This is a genomic window from Caulobacter sp. 602-1 (assembly GCF_003931565.1).
Lineage (GTDB): Bacteria > Pseudomonadota > Alphaproteobacteria > Caulobacterales > Caulobacteraceae > Caulobacter.
The window spans coordinates 801,166-815,673 of sequence record NZ_RRYI01000001.1 but is presented as its reverse complement, the minus strand read 5'-3'; the positions used below and the strand labels follow the sequence as shown (position 1 = coordinate 815,673).

The following is a 14,508-nucleotide window of genomic DNA, read 5'->3' as shown; positions in this document are numbered from 1 at the left end:
CTAGCGGGGACCGGAGCCCGCCCAGCCGCTTGGCGTTGGGCGGGCTCCGGCGCTCAGCGCTGTCCGTAGGATCGGAACCGCTGCAGGATGCGGCTCATCTCGTCCTCGGACAGCAGGTTGGGGCCGCCGATCGCCAGGGTTCCCCAATAGACCGCCGCCTGCTCCTCGACCTCCTCGGTGATGGCCAGGGCGAAGTCGAGATTGGGCGCGGCGACGATCTGGCCATGATTGGCCATCAGGGCGGCGTAGCGGCCGTCCAGCGCCTCGACCACGGTCGCGGCCAGTTCCTCCGAACCGAAGGTGGCGTACGGCGCGACCGGCACGCTGCTGCCGCCGCTGACGGCGACCATGTAGTGCATGGGCGGGATCTGGAGGCCGGCGCAGGCCAGGATGGTGGCGTGGCGCGAATGGCAATGCACCACCGCCCCCACGTCGGGGCGCCGATCGAGAATCCCCTTGTGCATCCGCCATTCACTGGAGGGCTTCAGCGCCCCTTCCGGCGACGAGCCGTCGGGACGGACCAGCACCATGTGCTCGGCGGTCAGCCGCGCGGCCGGCACGCCCGTCGGCGAGACCAGCATGTCGTCTCCGCACCGGGCCGAAACATTGCCCGAGGTGCCCCTGTTGAGGCCGCGCGCATCCATCGCCTGCATCACCTGCGCCATGCGCTCGCGCAGAGCCGCCTCCTGATTTGTCACGCTCATCACACCATCTCCCTCAAAGTCATCTGGCGCATCGCCGCCTCGGTGGCCTCGAAGCTCTCGAGCTTGCCCAGGGTGGCCAGGCCCTGGGCGACCAGCGCGGCGGTGGCCGTGCCGAAGCGCGCGGCGTCCAGCGGCGTCCAGCCCCGCGACAAGGCGGCGATGAACCCCGCGCAATAGGAATCGCCGCAGCTGGTGGTGTCGACCGGCGTGATCGCGTGGGCCGGCAGGGTCGTGCTGACGCCGTCGAGGACCACCACCGAGCCCCGCCCGCCGTTCTTGATGACGCAGCCCTTGGCGCCCCACGACCGGAAGGTCTCGGCGGCGGCGAAGAGGTCCTCCTGGCCGGTCAGGAACACCGCCTCGGCGGCGCTGGGCAGGAAGTAGTCGACATGCGGCAGCAGGCGCTTGACCTCGTCGATCGCCGAGAGCTGGGGCGCGATCAGGTCGCAGGTCACGATCGCCCCGGCCCGCGAGGCGGCTCGGACGATCGCCTCCCCCTCGCCGCCGTCGAGCTTGGGACCGCCGACGCCGCCATAGTGCAGAAAGCCCACCGCGGCGGCCGTCTCCAGCGCGCGCGGGGTGACGCGGGCCAGCATGCCCGCGCCCAGCGCGTGGAAGCCCGGACGAACGCCGCTGGAGGAGACCGCCAGCAGGGTCGTGGAGCTGGGCAGGCCCGGCAGAACCTCCAGGTCGGTGACGTCGACCCCGGCGTCGGCCAGGGCCGTGAGGATGAAGCGACCGATCAGGTCGTCGCCCACCGCCGAGATCAGCCGGCTCGACACGCCGAGGCGAGCCGCCAGCAGGGCCGGAGCGGCCGCCGTGCCCGCCGGAGCGCAGGCGATCCCCTCGATCAGCCCCGTCACCTCTTCCTTCGGCAACACGTCGATGGCGCGCGCCACCACGTCCAGGGTCGTCAGCCCGATACAGGCCAATCCGTTCTTCATGCGGCGTCCTCCCTACGCATTGACAGCCAATATGGCTCAGCCATTATAATAGTCAAAACTATCTTATAAGGGGCTGAACTTGACCTGGACGAACAGCAAGGATGCGGCGCTTCGGGAACGCGCCATGGCGGTGATCCCCAATGGGATGTACGGCCACCAGTCGGTCATGCTGCTGCCCGACGACTACCCGCAGTTCTTCGACCGCGCCGAGGGCGCCTATCTCTGGGACGTCGACGGCAACCGCTATGTCGACTTCATGTGCGGCTACGGCCCCAACCTGTTCGGCTACGGCAACGCCGCCATCGACCAGGCCTATGTCGAGCGCATGAAGCGGGGCGACACCATGACCGGTCCCGGCCAGGCCATGGTCGAACTGGCCGAGGCCATGACCGCCCAGGTCAGCCACGCCGACTGGGCGATGTTCTGCAAGAACGGCACCGACGCCACGACGATGGCGATGATGATCGCCCGCAACTTCACCCGGAAGAACACCATCGTGCTGGCCAAGGGCGCCTATCACGGCGCCGCGCCGTGGTGCACGCCGCTGAAGAACGGCGTCACCGAGGCCGACCGCGCCAATCAGGTGTTCTACGAGTACAACAACGTCGAGAGCCTGGAGGCGGCGGTCAAGGCGGCCGGCTCGGACCTGGCGGCGATCTTCGCCTCGCCCATCAAGCACGACACCTTCGTCGATCAGGAGCTGCCCGATCCAGAATACGCCCGCCGGGCCCGGGCGCTGTGCGATGAGCACGAAGCGCTGCTGATCGTCGACGACGTCCGCGCCGGCTTCCGCCTGGCCCGCGACTGCAGCTGGTCGCTGGTCGGGGTCAAGCCGGACCTGTCGGCCTGGGGCAAGGCCATCGCCAACGGCCATCCGATCTCGGCCCTGCTGGGCGCCGACAAGGCCCGCTTCGCGGCCGCCACCATCTACGCCACCGGCTCGTTCTGGTTCTCGGCCGCGCCGATGGCCGCCTCCCTGGCGACGATGAAGCTGATCCGCGAGACCGACTACCTGGAGCGCACCATCGCCCTGGGCGAGCGCCTGCGCGCGGGCCTGGACGAGGCGGCCGACCGCCACGGCTTCTCGCTGCGCCAGACCGGTCCGGCCCAGCTGCCGCTGATCATGTTCGACGAGGACCCGACCGGCGCCAAGGCCTACTTCTGGAACAACGCCCTGCTCAAGCGCGGCGTCTATTTCCACCCCTGGCATAATATGTTCATGACCACGGCCATGACCGACGCCGACATCGATCACACGATCGAGGCCGGCGACGAGGCCTTCAAGCTGCTGAAGGCCGCCGGTCCCCTGCCGCCGGTCGAGAAGCTGGTCTTCCTGCATTCCATGGTCGACTGACGGACTTTCCCGCCTGGACGCGGCGCCGCCAGACTTGCCCTGGCGGCGCTCTGCGCGATGCGTTCAGGCCTCGTTCGCGCGTCGCCATGACAAAGGGCCCCTCCTGGCGAGGGGCCCTTCTTTTTCGACGGAACGCCCGACGGCGCGGTTCAGGCCGAGGGGGCGCGGGTGACGCCGAAGCGCCGCAGGACATTGTGGGTGATGACCTCGATGAACGGGTCGCCCGCGGCCAGGCCGTGAGCCCATTCGGTGGTGCCGCTGTTGAACACCTCGCCCTTCCCGCGCTTGAAGCTGGCCAGCACCGCATGGCCGCGCAGCACCTTGGCCTGGGCCTCGGGGCCGGCGTCGCCGTAGGTGACCTGGGCGATCACGTCCAGCTTCTCGGGCGGGATGATCGGATTGTATCCGCGGCCGGCTTCCTCGCCGAAGGCGCAGGGCGCGACGCCGATGATCTCCAGGGTCTCCGGCACGCCCAGCATCGGCACGGCCTTGGGCAGGCCGTCGTCGCCGAACTGGAAGCGGCAGCCGTCGCTCTCGTAGCCGATCAGCGGCAGCTCGCCGCCGATGACGTCGCCGTAGAACAGGTCCGAGCCCTCCAGGGCCCAGTGGCGATCGTCATAGACCGTGAAGCCGGCCTGGCCGCGCGACACGCACATGCCCAGGCGATGATAGCCGGCGAAGACGAAGCTCAGGCCCGTCAGCGCGGCCTCGGGCCGCTGGAAGGCCGGGTGCGACCACAGGTGCGTGGCCTTCTCGGGCGGGACGTCCTCGGCCTCGAAACCCTTCCACTTGTGGCAGACATAGGTCTTGCCGTCGTTCTCCCAGCGCACCTTCCAGAAGCAGCTGTTGCCCGACAGGATCGCGGCGGCGCCGCCGGCGTCGACGAAGCGCTCGACCTGGTCGCGCTGGCCGCCCGACCAGTATTCGCTGTGGCCCACGAACAGCGCCGCCGCGTAGCCTTCGAGGAGATCCTGTTCGGCGTCGAGGTCGTAGTCGGTGGCGAAGTCCAGCACGTAGCCGTTCGACTCCGCCCAGGCCACGAAGGCGTGCTCCCACTTGTGCAGGAAGCCGGCCGAGCCGTCGTAGGGCGAGGCCCGATGCTCGACCATCCAGGCCATGTCTGAGGCCCAGGGGGCTTCCTCGAACCCGCGCTTGCGCAGGTTGATCAGGCGCGGCGGGTTGGGCGGCGGCGCGACGATCAGGGGCGGAAACGGCCGCTGGGTCGACAGCACGCCGATCGCCTGGTCCATGGCCTGGGCGAACGGAACCTGCCCGCTCATCAGGCCCGAGACGTTCGAATAGGCGTTGGCGCCGCCCCAGTAGTTGTAGGCCTGGTAGGTGTTGGTCGACAGCACCATCAGGGCGCTCGAGCGACGCACGCCGACCGGCGGCTTGACGACCACGAAGTGATGGGCCTCCCCGCCGCTCGCGTCGGTCAGGACGATATCGTAGTAGCCCGAGGCCCATGCCTCGCCGACCTCGATTTCAAGGGCGACGGGCCAGCCGCAGCCGTCGCGATCGGCGTGGGCCGGAACCGGATGATCGCCGACGCGCACGTCGTCGCGCTCCAGGACCGTCAGGCGCTCGGCGCCGATCCGGGCGATCGACAGGCGGCACGGACCGTTCTCGGCGCTGGCATGGAGGGCGAAGCGCTCGCCCGGGCGCACGCTCAGGCGATCGGTATAGCAAGCGAGCATTCGGTTCCCCTCTGAACTCCGGCCAAGCCGCGCGGATACGAGACGCCGGAAGCGCCCGCGCTTGGCGCCGGGCCATGGAGTAGTTTTTACTACCTTATTCGGAATAATCGCAAGCGGGGACGAGCAAGGAAGGGCGCCGCCATGGTCGCGGTCGACGAGGCTTCAGGCCTGTTGAGCGCTCGCGGCTGGACACCCCCATTGGCGCCAAAGCCACACCCCGCCAAAAGTAAGTAATCCTTCACTGAACCGACATCGATTTCCCGCTATAGCGCCTGAGCGCTAGGGCGCGGGGAGAGTCTCCTCGCCGCCGGCGCGTCTTAGACGGCCATCAAGGCCGCGAACGAGGGTCTCTCAAAACACCATGCGTACTCCCCAAACCAACAAGCTCGCCCTGCTTCTGGGCGCGGCCGCCGCGACCCTGATCGCCGGCGCCGCCCACGCCCAGTCGGCCGCTCCGGCCGATGCCGCCTCGACGGCGCTGGACGAGATCGTCGTCACCGCCGAGCGCCGCTCGGAAAACCTGCAGAAGGTGCCGCTGTCGGTGGCCGCCGTGGCCGGCGAGCAGCTGCGCGCCATCACCGCCGACGGCAGCGACATCCTGGCCCTGTCGGGCAAGGTCCCCAGCTTCTACGCCGAGACCACCACGGGCCGGATCTTCCCGCGCTTCTACATCCGCGGCCTCGGCAACATCGACTTCTACCTCGGCGCCTCGCAGCCGGTGTCGATCATCCATGACGACGTGATCATGGAGCACGTGGTCCTGAAGTCGAACCCGCTGTTCGACATCGGCCAGGTGGAAGTGCTGCGCGGTCCGCAAGGCTCGCTGTTCGGCCGCAACACCACCGCCGGCATCGTCAAGTTTGACACCATCAAGCCGAGCGAGGACTTCAACGCCCGCTTCTCGGCCTCGTACGGCACCTACGGCACGACCACCTTCGACGGAGGCGTCGGCGGCCCGCTGGCCGAAGGCCTGATGTTCCGCGCCTCGGTGCTGTACCAGCACCGCGACGACTACGTGGACAACACCTATGCCGGCGCCAGCGCCGACGGCACCAAGACGCCCGAGAAGAACGCCATGGGCGGCTTTGACGAGAAGGACGCCCGCATCCAGGTGCTGGCCAAGCCGAACGACAAGCTGTCGGTCCTGGTCTCGGCCCACGCCCGCAACTACAAGGGCACCTCGACCCTGTTCCTGCGCCAGGCCCTGACCAAGGGTTCGAACAAGAGCAGCGCGCCGCGCGACCAGGTCGCCCTGGACGAGGCCAACAACAACCCGCAGGCCTACGACACCTACGGGACCTCGGCCCATGTCGACTACGACTTCGGTCCGGTCACCCTGACCTCGATCAGCGCCTATGAGTCGACCAGCGGCTACAGCCGTGGCGACACCGACGGCGGCGCGGCGGCCAACTTCCCGGTCAACGGCGTCCCGAATGGCTTCGGCCAGTCGATGGGCCAGATCCGCGACCTCGACCAGCTGACCCAGGAAATCCGCCTGGCCAGCAACGGCGAAGGCAAGCTGAAGTGGCAGGTCGGCGGCCTGTACTTCGACTCGCGCGACACCACCGACTTCTATCAGCGCGGCTATTTCCTGCTGCCGACCTCGGCCGGCTACAACCCCAACAACTGGGTGCGTCTGAACAACCTGAACACCTCGTGGGCGGTGTTCGGCCAGGTCAGCTACCGTCTGACCGATGCCCTGACGATCACGGGCGGCCTGCGCGACACCTACGACGCCAAGAAGACCGTCCTGGTGAAGACCTCGAACAACGCCGCCAACGTGTCGACCTACGGCGGCCGCCGCTACGTGCGGATGGCCGACGAGCAGGTCAGCTGGGACCTGTCGGCCAACTACCAGGTCAATCCGGACGTCAGCGTCTACGCCCGCGCGGCCAAGGGCTTCCGCGGCCCGACCATCCAGGGCCGCTCGGCGGTGTTCAACGCCGACTTCACCACGGCCGACTCCGAAACGATCCAGTCGTACGAAGTCGGTTTCAAGAGCTTCCTGCTCGAAAACACCCTGCGCCTGAACGCCTCGGCCTTCACCTATGAGGTCAAGGACATCCAGCTGAACGGCAACGACAGCAACGGCAACGGCGTGCTGTTCAACGCCGACAAGGCCCAGGCCTACGGCGTCGAGGCCGACCTCGAGTGGCGTCCGGTCCGCAACCTGCTGCTGACGGCCGGCGCCAGCTACCTGCACAGCGAGATCAAGGACAAGCGCGTCTACGCCCAGGTCTGCGCGCTGAACGGCGTGGTGGTCTGCACGGTCGAAAACCCGACGATCAAGGTGGGGAACAACACCTTCGCCCAGATCGACGGCCAGCCACTGCCGAACGCCCCGAAGTACAACCTGAACTTCACGGGCCGCTACGACATCCCGGTCGGCGACGCCGGCCGCGTGTTCGTGGCCACCGACTGGAACGTCCAGGGCTACACCAACTTCGTGCTCTACAAGACCAAGGAGTTCTACTCCAAGGGCAGCTTCGAGGGCGGCCTGAAGCTGGGCTACGAGAACCTCGACAAGGGCTACGAGATCGCCCTGTTCGGCCGCAACATCACGAACGAGAAGAACCTCAAGGGCGTGATCGAGAACTACATGGCCGCCGTCTACAACGAGCCCCGCATCGTCGGCGTCTCGCTCAGCGCCAAGCTGAAATAAGCGTTTCCTCCCCCGTCCGACCGGCTCGCTGGCCGGACACTCTTCTGGCCCCGGAGCGCGCTCCGGGGCCTTTCTTTTGCGCGGCGGTCAGAGGGTGACGACCTCGCCGTCTTCCTTCGTGAAGCTGGCGGGCTTGCGGTCCAGAAGGTCGAACACGACCTCGGACGGCCGGCACAGCTTCACGCCCTTGGGGGTGACGACGAGCGGGCGGTTCACGAGGATCGGATGTTCGACCATGGCGTCCAGGATGCGCGCCTCGGTCACGTCCTCGGCCAGCAGTCCCAGCTCGGCGGCGGGCGTCCCCTTCTCGCGCATCAGCTGGCGGAAGGTCAGGCCGGCCTCGGCGGCCAGTTCGCGCAGCTGGTCGTGGGTCCAGCCCGCCTTGAGATATTCGACGACCTTGGGCTCGTAGCCCGCCTCCCGGATCATGGCCACGACGTTGCGCGAGGTGCCGCACGCCGGGTTATGGAAGACGACGACGGGAAATTCGGTATCGCTCATGGGGTCTTGTCCGTCTGGAGGAGCCAGCCGAAGACGCCGGCCGCGAGAAGCGCGCCGACGAGCTGGGCGAGGATGAAGGCCGGGACGCAGGACGGCGCGATCCCGGCGAAGGTGTTGGACAGGCTTCGGGCCAGCGTCACCGCCGGATTGGCGAAGGATGTCGAGGCGGTGAACCAGTAGGCGGCGGTGATGTAAAGGCCAACCGCCATCGGCGTGCTATCCGGCCTGAACCGCACGGTCCCCAGAATGGTCGCCACCAGGCCGAAGGTCGCCACGACCTCGGCGAAGACCTGGGCGCCGCCGGCCCGCAGCTTGGTCGACACCTGGACGATCGGCTCGTCGAACATGGCGTGCGCGGCCCAGACACCCAGCACGGCGCCGACGATCTGGACGACCGGATAGGCCAGGGCCAAGCGCCACGGCAGGTCCCGTCGCAAGGCCGCGACCAGGGTCACCGCCGGGTTGAAGTGCGCCCCGGAGATCGGGCCGAACACGCCGATCAGCACCACCAGGGCCGCGCCTGTCGCCAGGGTGTTGCCCAGCAGGGCGATGGCGACGCTGCCGCCGGCCAGGCGCTCGCCCATGATCCCGGATCCGACCACCACGGCCAGCAACAGGGATGACCCCAGGCCCTCCGCGACCAGGCGGCGCGCGACGCTGAACTCCCCCATCCGGTCAGGCCGCCGGGTCGTCGGCGAGCGTGGTCCGGCCGATCTCGTCCAGGCGGCGCTGCAGCGACAGGCGGTCCAGGGCGTTCATCGGCAAGGCGCAGAAGAGGGTGATGCGATTGTTGAGCTGGCGGTAGGCGTCGGCGAAGGCCAGGGCGATCTCGGCCTCGGAGCCCGTCGCTTGGCTCGGGTCGGGGATGCCCCAGTGGGCGCTCATCGGCTGGCCGGGCCAGATCGGACAGACCTCGCCAGCGGCGTTGTCACAGACGGTGAACACGAAATCCAGTTCCGGGGCCTCGGGATTGTTCGCCAGCGAGAACTCGTCCCAGTTCTTCGAGCGAAGGTCGTCGGTCTTGTAGTTCAGGTGCTTGAGGAGATTGATCGCGTGAGGATTGACGACGCCGCTGGCCATCGAACCCGCCGAATAGGCCTTGAAGCGGTCCGCGCCGACGCGGTTCATGATGCACTCGGCCATGATCGAACGCGCCGAGTTGTGGGTGCAGAGGAAGAGGACGTTCATCGGGCGATGCTCGGTGCTCATGCAGGCTCCTTTTCCGTGAGACAGGTTCCGTCGCAGGCCTCGGCCCTGGCGACGATCGCGCCCAGCGGGGCGCAGATCTGGGGGGCGCCGTCGCAGCAGTCCTCCATCAGAAAGCCGAGCAGACCGCTCATCGCGCCGAAATCCGCCGAATAGATGATCGACCGGCCCTCGCGCCGGGACGTGATCAAGCCGGCGTGCGACAGGACGTTGAGATTGGCCGACAGGCTGTTGGGCAGGACGTCCAGCGTCCGGGCGATGTCGCCCGCGGCGATCCCGACCGGGCCGGCCTTCACCAGCAGGCGGAAGATCGCCAGGCGCCCGTCATGGCCCAGGGCGGAGAGCATGTTGACAGCGGCTTTCGATTCCATATTTCCAATATGATCGAATTATTAGACAGTTCAATGACGCTGTTTGGAGTCGCCCGTGACCGAGTTTCCCGCCCTCGACCCTAAGTTCCTCGCCCAGGTCGATCAAAGCCGGCTCGCGGTGGCGACCCCCGCCGTCCACCCGCCCCGCATCCTGCTGCTGTACGGCTCTCTGCGGGAGCGCTCCTTCAGCCGGCTGCTGGTCGAGGAAGCCGCGCGCATCCTCCAGGCCTTGGGCTGCGAGACCCGCATCTTCGATCCCCGCGACCTGCCGCTGCCCGACGCCACCGGCCCGGACCACCCGAAGGTCCAGGAGCTGCGGGCGCTGTCGCAATGGTCCGAAGGCCAGGTCTGGTGCAGCCCCGAGCGCCACGGGGCGATCAGCGGGATCATGAAGGCCCAGATCGACTGGATTCCGCTGGAGATCGGCAGCGTGCGGCCCACACAGGGCAAGACCCTGGCCGTCATGCAGGTCAGCGGCGGCTCGCAATCGTTCAACGCGGTCAACACCCTGCGCCTGCTGGGCCGCTGGATGCGGATGATCACCATCCCCAACCAGTCCTCGGTCGCCATGGCCTACAAGGAGTTCGACGAGAACGACCGCATGAAGCCGTCCAGCTATTACGACCGGATCGTCGATGTGATGGAGGAGCTGGTCAAGTTCACCCTGCTGACCCGCGACCGCGCCGACTACCTCGTCGACCGCTATAGCGAGCGCAAGGCCAACGGGCGCATTCCCGAGCATGTCGCCCTGGGGGCCGAGGCCATGAGGCACGAGACGGCTTAGGGCCCGTGGCGGGCGCCGAAGCCGCCCACGCTTCGACGCGAAGCGCGAGGCTGGCTGACCGCTTTCTTGTCGACCGGGTTTGCAATCCGCGCCGCAAGGTCTATATGTGACGGGTCGGTTATGCTCACTTTCAGCATAACCCGGACGCCGAGAGTCGCGAACGCCCCGATCGGGAACGCTCAAGCTGGCTCCGGCGTTTTTTGAGGCCCTGGAAATGCTCACTTTGAGCATAACGGAGTATCAGATGGCTGACGGGTTCGCCGCTCCGCTCGAGTTCACCGCCCAGGTCGAGGCGGAAACCGCCGGCGTCTGGGACAAGGTCAAGCACCACGTCACCCCGATGGAGTGGCGCGTCCAGGCCCCGTTGATCGCCGAGATCAACCGCCTCAAGCGCGAGAAGAACGCCGCCATCCTGGCCCACAACTACATGACGCCGGACATCTTCCACGGCGTCGGCGATTTCGTCGGCGACAGCCTGGCCCTGGCCAAGGAAGCCGCCAAGAGCGACGCCCAGATCATCGTCCAGGCCGGCGTCCACTTCATGGCCGAGACCAGCAAGGTCCTCAGCCCCGAAAAGAAGATCCTGATCCCGGACCTGAAGGCCGGCTGCTCGCTGGCCTCCTCGATCACCGGCGCCGACGTGCGGCTGATCAAGCAGCGCTATCCGGGGATCCCGGTTGTCACCTATGTCAACACCACCGCCGACGTGAAGGCCGAGACCGACATCTGCTGCACCAGCGCCAACGCCGTGCAGGTGGTCGAGTGGGCCGCCAGGGAATGGGGCGTCGACAAGGTCATCCTGATCCCCGACGAATATCTGGCCCGCAACGTCGCGCGTCAGACCGACGTCAAGATCATCGCCTGGGCCGGTCACTGCGAGGTGCACAAGCGCTTCACCGCCAGCGACATCGCCGACATGCGCGCGGCCTGGCCCGGCGCCGAGGTGCTGGCCCACCCCGAGTGCCCGACCGAAATCCTGGAAGCCGCCGACTTCGCCGGCTCGACCGCGGCGATGAACGACTACGTGGCCCAGCGCAAGCCGGCCCAGGTGGTGCTGATCACCGAGTGCTCGATGGCCAGCAACGTCCAGGCCGAGAGCCCCTCGACCCAGTTCATCGGCCCCTGCAACATGTGCCCGCACATGAAACGGATCACGCTCCAGAACATCCACGACGCCCTGGTCCACGAGCAGTTCGAAGTGACGGTCGACGCCGACATCCTCGACCGCGCGCGCCTGGCCGTGCAGCGGATGATCGACCTGCCGCCCCCGGCCGTCCCGGCGCGGTACGACCTGGTCAAGGCCCGGCATCACGTGAATGTCGAGCTGATTTAACGAACTGGCTCCCTTCCCCCTTGCGGGGAAGGTGGCCGCGAAGCGGTCGGATGGGGGTGTCGGCTCTGAGCCGAGCTTACACCCCCAACCCCTCCCCGCAAGGGGGAGGGGAGTGGAGTGTGGAATGATCGAACGCGTAGACTTCGACGGCCCCGTCATCCTCGGCGCCGGCTTGGCCGGCCTCAGCGCCGCCCTCGCGGCGGGCAAGGCCCTCGTCCTGTCGCCGACGCCGCTGGCGACCGGCTGCTCCAGCGCCTGGGCGCAGGGCGGCATGGCCGCGGCGTTGTCCAGCGAGGACAGCCCGGCGCTGCACGCGGCCGACACCATCGCCGCCGGCGCGGGCCTCTGCGATCCCAAGGCCGTCGACCTGCTGACCCGCGAAGGCCCGCAGGCCGTCCGCGACCTGGCCGCCCTCGGCGCGCCCTTCGACCGCAAGACGGGCGGCGAGTTCGTGCTCAGCCTGGAAGCGGCCCACGCCAAGGCCCGGGTCGCCCGGGTCGGCGGCGACGGGGCGGGCGCGGCGATCATGGCCGCCGTCATCGCCGCCGTCCGCGCCGTCCCGACCATCGAGGTCCGCGAGACCGCCCGCGCGCGTCGGCTCCTTCAGGACGCGACCGGCCGCGTGGTCGGGGTCCTGGCCGAGATCGACGGCGCGCTGGTCGAGATCCGCAGCCACAGCGTGATCCTGGCCACCGGCGGTATCGGCGGCCTCTACGCGGTCACCACCACGCCGAAGGAAGTGCGCGGCGAAGGCCTCGGTCTGGCCGCCCTGGCCGGCGCGACGATCGCCGATCCGGAGTTCGTGCAGTTCCACCCCACGGCCATCGACATCGGCCGCGATCCCGCCCCGCTGGCCACCGAGGCCCTGCGCGGCGAGGGCGCGATCCTGCGCAATGTCGACGGTCGCGCCTTCATGGCCGACTACCACCCGGCCCGCGAGTTGGCCCCGCGCGACGTGGTGGCCCGCGCCATCCACGCCGAGCGCGAGAGCGGGCGCGGAGCGTTCCTCGACGCCGTCGCCGCCGTCGGTCCGCACTTCCCCAAGGAATTCCCGGCCGTGTTCGAGGCCTGCCGCGCGGGCGGCCTGGACCCGCGCCGCGAGATGATCCCGGTCGTCCCGGCCGTCCACTACCACATGGGCGGGGTCGCCACGGATCTCGACGGCCGCGCCAGCCTGCCGGGCCTCTACGCGGCGGGTGAGTGCGCCTCGACCGGCGTCCAGGGCGCCAATCGTCTGGCCTCCAACAGCCTGCTGGAAGCGGCCGTGTTCGGCGCCCGCGCCGGCCACGCGGCGGCGGCCGAGGGTCAGGCGGGCGGCGAACCGGTCAGCCTGGAGCCCCTGCCCGACCTGCCCGACGCCGCCTTCCAGGTGCTGCGCAAGGCCATGAGCCGCGACGCCGGGGTGATCCGCGACGAAGCGGGCCTGACCCGCCTGCTGGAGCAGATCGACGCCCTGGAGCCCGCCTACGGCCCCTGCCCGCCCCTGGTCGCCGCCCGGCTGATCGTCGACGCCGCCCTGACCCGCCAGGAAAGCCGCGGCGGCCATTATCGCCGCGACTTCCCCGCGACCGCCGAGCCGGTCCGCACCTTCGTCACCCTCACGAGCGCGGACGCCGCCGTCCGCTACGCCGCCGAATGATTATCCAGCCTCTGGACGACATCCTCGTCCGCCCGATCGTCGACCACGCCCTGGCCGAGGACCTGGGTCGGGCCGGCGACATCACCGGCCAGGCCTGCATCGATCCGGACGCCCGCCTGTCGGTGGTCTGGGCCAGCCGGCAGGACGGCCGTGTCTCGGGCCTGTCCTGCGCACGCCTGGCGCTGGCGGCGCTGGATCCGACCGCGACCTTCGAGGTCGCGACCCCGGACGGCGCGGATGTCATGCCCGGCGCGATCCTGGCGAGGGCCGAAGGTAACGCCCGCGCCGTGCTGGCCGCCGAGCGCACGGGGCTGAACCTGCTGGGCCGGCTGTCGGGCGTCGCCACCCTGACGCGGGCCTATGTCCGCCTGGTCGAGGGCGCGGGGGCGACCATCGTCGACACCCGCAAGACCACCCCAGGCCTGCGTGCGCTTGAGAAATACGCCGTCCGCTGCGGCGGCGGGGTCAATCACCGCTTCGGCCTGGATGACGCCATCCTGATCAAGGACAACCACGTCGCCGCCTGCGGCGGGGTCGGCGAAGCCGTCCGCCGCGCTCGCGCCCATGCCGGCCACCTAGTCAAGGTCGAGGTCGAGGTCGACGGCCTGGACCAGCTGGACGAGGCCCTCAAGCACGGCCCGGACGTGGTGATGCTGGACAATTTCAGCCTCGACGACCTGAAGACCGCCGTGCGCCTGGCCAAGGGCCGCGCGGTGCTGGAGGCCTCGGGCGGGGTGAACCTGACCACCGTCCGGGCCATCGCCGAAACCGGCGTCGACGTGATCAGCGTCGGGGCGCTGACGCACTCCGCGCCGGTGCTGGATATCGGGCTGGACGCGGTCTAGAAAACCCGCATCAGCCCCCGGACCACCATCGCCGCCAGCACCCCGGTCGAGATCACGAACAGCAGGAACCGCACCGGCACCAAGTTGAGGCTGACCTGCAGCAGGCTGTGCAGCACGCGCACGCCGACATAGACCCAGGCGAGATGAACGGCCATCGGATCGGCGTGGCCCGCGACCTGGATGGCCAGCGCCGCCGCGTAGAAGATCGTCGGCTGCTCCATCAGGTGGTTGTAGTTGTCGGCCGCCTGCCGCGCGGAATCCGGCAGGATGTCCAGCGAGCCCGGAAAGCGGGCGTCCTGCGGCTTGACCCCGGCCTTGTGCATCGCCGGGATGCGCTGGACGTACATCCAGACCCACATCACCAGCGACCAGGCCACCAGCGCCATCACCGGCGCGATCATCGAACTGCTCACGTGAACCCTCCCCGTCTTTTGCGAGGAGGGTAGACAGATAACATTGATATCGAAA

The 14,508-nt window shown here is 68.7% G+C and carries 14 protein-coding genes; 6 read left to right on the top strand and 8 right to left on the bottom strand.

Going from position 1 to position 14,508, the window contains the following annotated elements; genetic code table 11:
- Positions 1-53: 53 nt before the first annotated feature.
- Complete coding sequence (locus EIK80_RS03865; protein ID WP_125155632.1) at positions 54-704, bottom strand: class II aldolase/adducin family protein; 651 nt, start codon at positions 702-704, stop codon at positions 54-56.
- Positions 704-1,648 carry a carbohydrate kinase family protein gene (locus tag EIK80_RS03860; RefSeq protein ID WP_125155631.1) on the bottom strand — a complete coding sequence of 315 codons (945 nt, stop codon included), beginning with the start codon at positions 1,646-1,648 and terminating at the stop codon, positions 704-706. Before EIK80_RS03860 ends, EIK80_RS03865 begins: the two co-directional genes overlap by 1 nt.
- A gap of 79 nt (positions 1,649-1,727) precedes the next feature.
- Here EIK80_RS03860 and EIK80_RS03855 point away from each other — a divergent pair, with 79 nt between their 5' ends.
- Positions 1,728-3,002, top strand: a complete 1,275-nt coding sequence (locus EIK80_RS03855; RefSeq protein ID WP_125155630.1) for an aminotransferase class III-fold pyridoxal phosphate-dependent enzyme — start codon at positions 1,728-1,730, stop codon at positions 3,000-3,002.
- A gap of 149 nt (positions 3,003-3,151) precedes the next feature.
- Here EIK80_RS03855 and EIK80_RS03850 read toward each other — a convergent pair whose 3' ends face one another.
- Positions 3,152-4,699 (bottom strand): N,N-dimethylformamidase beta subunit family domain-containing protein, encoded by a 1,548-nt coding sequence (locus tag EIK80_RS03850; protein ID WP_125155629.1) that lies wholly within the window; start codon positions 4,697-4,699, stop codon positions 3,152-3,154.
- Positions 4,700-5,060: 361 nt separating this feature from the next.
- Between EIK80_RS03850 and EIK80_RS03845 the strand changes: the two genes are divergently transcribed.
- Positions 5,061-7,361, top strand: coding sequence for a TonB-dependent receptor (locus tag EIK80_RS03845; RefSeq protein ID WP_125155628.1), 2,301 nt, complete (start codon positions 5,061-5,063; stop codon positions 7,359-7,361).
- A gap of 87 nt (positions 7,362-7,448) precedes the next feature.
- Here the strand turns inward: EIK80_RS03845 and arsC are convergent, their stop codons facing one another.
- From arsC to EIK80_RS03825, 4 genes are read right to left on the bottom strand one after another with little or no spacing between them, the layout of a single operon-like run.
- On the bottom strand, positions 7,449-7,862 hold the full coding sequence (gene arsC, locus EIK80_RS03840; RefSeq protein ID WP_125155627.1) for an arsenate reductase (glutaredoxin): 414 nt from the start codon (positions 7,860-7,862) through the stop codon (positions 7,449-7,451).
- Positions 7,859-8,533: an MIP/aquaporin family protein gene (locus EIK80_RS03835; protein WP_125155626.1), complete on the bottom strand. Its 675-nt coding sequence runs from the start codon at positions 8,531-8,533 to the stop codon at positions 7,859-7,861. The genes arsC and EIK80_RS03835 overlap by 4 nt, the downstream gene beginning before the upstream one ends.
- Before the next feature lie 4 nt (positions 8,534-8,537).
- Entirely contained in the window at positions 8,538-9,071 is a 534-nt protein-coding gene (locus EIK80_RS03830; protein ID WP_125155625.1) for an arsenate reductase ArsC, read from the bottom strand.
- Positions 9,068-9,439 (bottom strand): helix-turn-helix transcriptional regulator, encoded by a 372-nt coding sequence (locus tag EIK80_RS03825; RefSeq protein ID WP_125155624.1) that lies wholly within the window; start codon positions 9,437-9,439, stop codon positions 9,068-9,070. The genes EIK80_RS03830 and EIK80_RS03825 overlap by 4 nt, the downstream gene beginning before the upstream one ends.
- Positions 9,440-9,494: 55 nt before the next feature.
- Here EIK80_RS03825 and arsH point away from each other — a divergent pair, with 55 nt between their 5' ends.
- The 4 genes from arsH (at position 9,495) to nadC (ending at position 14,040) form a co-directional block, all read left to right on the top strand.
- Positions 9,495-10,223, top strand: coding sequence for an arsenical resistance protein ArsH (gene arsH / locus EIK80_RS03820; RefSeq protein ID WP_125155623.1), 729 nt, complete (start codon positions 9,495-9,497; stop codon positions 10,221-10,223).
- Positions 10,224-10,467: 244 nt separating this feature from the next.
- On the top strand, positions 10,468-11,556 hold the full coding sequence (gene nadA, locus EIK80_RS03815; protein ID WP_199743363.1) for a quinolinate synthase NadA: 1,089 nt from the start codon (positions 10,468-10,470) through the stop codon (positions 11,554-11,556).
- Between the two features lie 124 nt (positions 11,557-11,680).
- A complete protein-coding gene (locus EIK80_RS03810) occupies positions 11,681-13,195 on the top strand; it encodes an L-aspartate oxidase (protein ID WP_125155621.1) in 1,515 nt (504 codons plus the stop codon).
- Positions 13,192-14,040: a carboxylating nicotinate-nucleotide diphosphorylase gene (gene nadC, locus EIK80_RS03805; RefSeq protein WP_125155620.1), complete on the top strand. Its 849-nt coding sequence runs from the start codon at positions 13,192-13,194 to the stop codon at positions 14,038-14,040. The genes EIK80_RS03810 and nadC overlap by 4 nt, the downstream gene beginning before the upstream one ends.
- Here the strand turns inward: nadC and EIK80_RS03800 are convergent.
- Positions 14,037-14,453, bottom strand: coding sequence for an MAPEG family protein (locus EIK80_RS03800; RefSeq protein WP_125155619.1), 417 nt, complete (start codon positions 14,451-14,453; stop codon positions 14,037-14,039). The two genes, nadC and EIK80_RS03800, sit on opposite strands and share 4 nt — an antisense overlap.
- Positions 14,454-14,508 lie beyond the last annotated feature (55 nt).